This is a genomic window from Amaricoccus solimangrovi (assembly GCF_006385685.1).
GTDB classification, from domain to species: domain Bacteria; phylum Pseudomonadota; class Alphaproteobacteria; order Rhodobacterales; family Rhodobacteraceae; genus Amaricoccus; species Amaricoccus solimangrovi.
The window spans coordinates 1-3,888 of sequence record NZ_VFRP01000076.1 but is presented as its reverse complement, the minus strand read 5'-3'; the positions used below and the strand labels follow the sequence as shown (position 1 = coordinate 3,888).

Here is a 3,888-nt window from a genome sequence, read left to right as displayed (position 1 = left end):
TGCGCGCCTGGGACGACTACGAGTTCCACAGCCTGAAGCTCACGAAATCCGACACCACCGGCGTCGGCCATGTCGCCTACCGCGCCGCCTCGCCCGAGGCGCTGGCGCGGCGGGTGAAGGCGATCGAGGCCTCGGGCTACAAGGTGATCGGCTGGGTCGAGGGCGACCCCGGCCACGGCCGCGCCTTCCGCTTCGAGGATCCGTTCGGCCATGTGTTCGAGATCTACTACGACACCGTCTGGTACGAGCCGAAGGAGGAGGCCGAGCGCGCGGCGCTCAAGAACACCGCCTCCGCCTTCACCGGCGCGGCGCCGCGCCGGCTCGACCACCTGAACCTGCTCTCCTCCGACGTGACCGAGTTCCGCCGCTTCATGGAGACCTGCCTCGGGTCGCGCGTGACCGAGATGATCCGTCTCGACAACGGCCGACTCGGCGGCTGCTGGTTCACCGTCAACAACAAGACCTACGACCTCGCCTGCACCGAGGAGCATGGTGGGGGTAACGGGCGCCTGCATCACGTCACCTATGCGACCGACCAGCGCGAGGACATCCTGCGCGCGGCCGACATCTTCCTGCAGAACGGCGTCCATATCGAGACCGGCCCGCACAAGCACGCGGTGCAGGGCACCTTCTTCCTCTACGTCTGGGAGCCGGCCGGCAACCGCGTCGAGCTCGCCAACGCCGGCGCCCGGCTCATCCTCGCCCCGGACTGGGAGCCGGTGGTCTGGACCCAGAAGGACCGGATGAAGGGCCAGGCCTGGGGGCTCAGGACCATCGAATCCTTCCACACCCACGGCACGCCGCCAATCAAGAAGTCCGAGGAGGCCTGAGCATGGCCAATGTCGTCGTCCGGAACATCGCCCGCGCCGAACCCGAGGTGATCGCGGGGCTCGCGAAACACGGCGTCGCCACCGTGCACGAGGCGCAGGGCCGCCGCGGCTGCCTCGCCTCCTACATGCGCCCGATCTACACCGGCGCGCGGATCGCGGGCTCGGCCGTGACGATCTCCGCGCCTCCGGGCGACAACTGGATGATCCATGTCGCGATCGAGCAGATCAGGCCGGGCGACATCCTCGTGCTCGCCCCGACCTCGCCCTGCTCCGACGGCTATTTCGGCGACCTGCTGGCCACCTCGGCCCAGGCGCGCGGCTGCGCGGGGATGGTGATCGAAGCGGGCTGCCGCGACATCCGCGACCTGACCGGGATGGGCTTCCCGGTCTGGTCGAAGGCGATCTCGGCCCAGGGCACGGTCAAGGAGACCCTCGGCTCGGTCAACGTGCCCATCGTCTGCGCCGGGCAGGCGGTCGAGGCGGGCGACGTGATCGTCGCCGATGACGACGGCGTCGTGGTCGTGAAGCGCGCCGAGGCCGCCGGGGTTCTCGCCGCCGCCGAGGCCCGTTCCGCCAACGAGGAGATGAAGCGCAAGCGCCTCGCCGCCGGCGAACTCGGCATCGACCTTTACGACATGCGCCCGCGCCTCGCAGAAAAGGGGTTGAAGTACATCTGAGCCCGGCACCGCGTGGCCGGACCCCTCAAGGAGAAGCCTCGTGTCCCCAGCCAAGATCCTTCTCGCCGCGCTGCTCCTCGGACTGACCGGGCTCTGGTTCCTGTCCGACAGCCTCTATTCCGCGCCCTTCGACTACCGCCTGTTCCGGCAGGCCGCGATCCAGCTCACCGGCATCCTCGCCCTCGGGGCGATGTGCGCGGGCGCGCTGCTCGCGGCGCGGCCCCGCTGGCTGGAGCCGATGATGGACGGGCTCGACAAGATGTACCTGGCGCACCGCTGGCTCGGCATCGCCGCGCTCGCCGCCTCGGTCGCGCACTGGTGGTTCACCACCGGCAGTCATCTTCTCGGCAACGGTCCGAACGGCCCGCGCGGGCCGCGCACCGCGCCCGCGGACCAGAGCCTGATCGACAGCCTGCGCGGGCCGGCGCATCCCGTCGGCGAGTGGGCGTTCTACATCGCGACCGCGCTCATCCTGATCGCGCTCGTCCGGCGCATCCCGTACCGCTGGTTCGCCTACAGCCACATGCTGATCACGCCGGTCTTCCTCGCGCTCGTGTTCCACGGCGTGCTGCTCGCCAGCCCCGCCTACTGGTCGCAGCCGGTCGGCTGGGCGCTCGCGGCGCTCTGCCTCGCGGGGCTCGGCGCGGCGGGCGTCGTGCTGGCGCGGCGCCTCGGCCTCGTCCGGGGCGCGGGCGGGACGGTCGAGAGCCGGATCTGGTATCCCGAGCTGCGCGTGCTCGAGGCCACGATCGCGCTCGACGACCGCTGGGCCGGGCACCGTCCCGGCCAGTTCGCCTTCGTGACCACCTCATCGCTCGAGGGCGCGCATCCCTTCTCGATCGCCTCCGACTGGGATCCGGCGACGCGGCGCATCACCTTCATCGCCAAGCAGCTCGGCGACTACACGGCGCGGCTGCGCGAGGAATTCGCGCCCGGAGCGAAGGTCGAGGTCGAGGGCCCCTATGGCCGTTTCGATTTCGAGGACGGGCGCGGGACGCAGATCTGGGTTGGCGCGGGGGTCGGAGTGACCCCCTTCATCGGCCGGATGAAGCAGCTCGCACGGCATCGCACCGGCCAGGCGATCCACCTCTTCCATTCCACCGCCGATGTCTCGGAAACCGCGCTCGGCAAGATGCGCGCCGACGCGGAGGCCGCGGGCGTCACGCTCCATCTCACGCTCTCGGAGCACGAACCGCTGCTGGACGGGGAGAAGATCCGCGCCGTCGTGCCGGACTGGAGCTCGGCCAGCCTCTGGTTCTGCGGCCCCGCCGCCTTCGGCGAGAGCCTGCGCAAGGATTTCCTCTCGCAAGGGCTCAGTGCCCGCGACTTCCATCAGGAGCGGTTCGCCATGCGCTGAGGCGCGGGCCGACCGCCACAAGGAGACTCCCATGGACGACGGCATTCCCTGCCTCTGGATGCGTGGCGGCACGTCGAAAGGCGCGTATTTCCTGGCTTCCGACCTGCCCGCCGAGCCGGCCGCCCGCGACGCGACGCTGCTCAGGATCATGGGCTCGCCCGATCCGCGCCAGATCGACGGGATCGGCGGCGCCGATCCGCTGACTTCGAAGGTCGCGATCCTGTCGCCGTCGACGCGGCCCGACGCGGACGTGGACTATCTCTTCCTCCAGGTCTTCGTCGACCGGCCGCTGGTCTCCGACGCCCAGCCCTGCGGCAACATCCTCGCCGGCGTCGGCCCCGCGGCGATCGAGCGCGGCCTCGTGCCGGTGGCCGGCGACACGACGCCGGTCCGCGTCCACATGCTCAACACCGGCGAGATCGCCACCGCGCGGGTGGAAACCCCCGGCGGCCGGGTGAACTACGCGGGCGACACCGCGATCGACGGCGTGCCCGGCACCGCCGCCGCCGTGCCGCTCATGTTCGAGAACATCGCCGGCTCGATGACCGGGGCACTGCTGCCCACGGGCAACGACGTCGACGTGATCGACGGCGTCGACTGCGTGCTGATCGACAACGGCATGCCCTGCGTGATCCTGCGCGCGGAGGATGTCGGCGCGACCGGGGGGGAGACGCGCGAGGAACTGGAGGGGAACGCGGCGCTGAAGGCCCGGCTCGAGGCGATCCGGCTCAAGGCCGGGCCGCTGATGAACCTCGGCGACGTGGCCGCGAAATCCGCGCCGAAGATGACGCTGGTCTCCGCGCCGACCGAAGGCGGCGCGATCGCGACGCGGAGCTTCATCCCGCACCGCGTCCACGCCTCGATCGGGGTGCTCGCCGCCGTCACCGTCGCCACCGCCTGCCTGCGTCCCCGCGGCCCCGCCGCCGGTCTGGCACGGATCCCGGCGGACGGGCGCTACCTGATCGAGCACCCGACCGGCGCGGCCGAGGTGCTGCTCGACATCGCCCCGGACGGCGCGCTCCGG

The 3,888-nt window shown here is 71.1% G+C and carries 4 protein-coding genes; all 4 read left to right on the top strand.

All coding sequences use genetic code 11. The features are described 5' to 3' along the window. Positions 1–830, top strand: an 830-nt coding sequence (locus FJM51_RS23150) for a VOC family protein (RefSeq protein ID WP_140456453.1), incomplete at its 5' end; no start/stop codon positions are given. A 2-nt stretch (positions 831–832) separates the two neighbouring features. Next, entirely contained in the window at positions 833–1,507 is a 675-nt protein-coding gene (locus FJM51_RS23145) for a 4-carboxy-4-hydroxy-2-oxoadipate aldolase/oxaloacetate decarboxylase (protein ID WP_140456452.1), read from the top strand. A 40-nt stretch (positions 1,508–1,547) separates the two neighbouring features. After that, positions 1,548–2,864 carry a ferredoxin reductase family protein gene (locus FJM51_RS23140; protein ID WP_140456451.1) on the top strand — a complete coding sequence of 439 codons (1,317 nt, stop codon included), beginning with the start codon at positions 1,548–1,550 and terminating at the stop codon, positions 2,862–2,864. 31 nt (positions 2,865–2,895) lie between these two features. Next, positions 2,896–3,888: 4-oxalomesaconate tautomerase (locus FJM51_RS23135; protein WP_140456450.1), on the top strand; the 993-nt coding region annotated here is incomplete at its 3' end.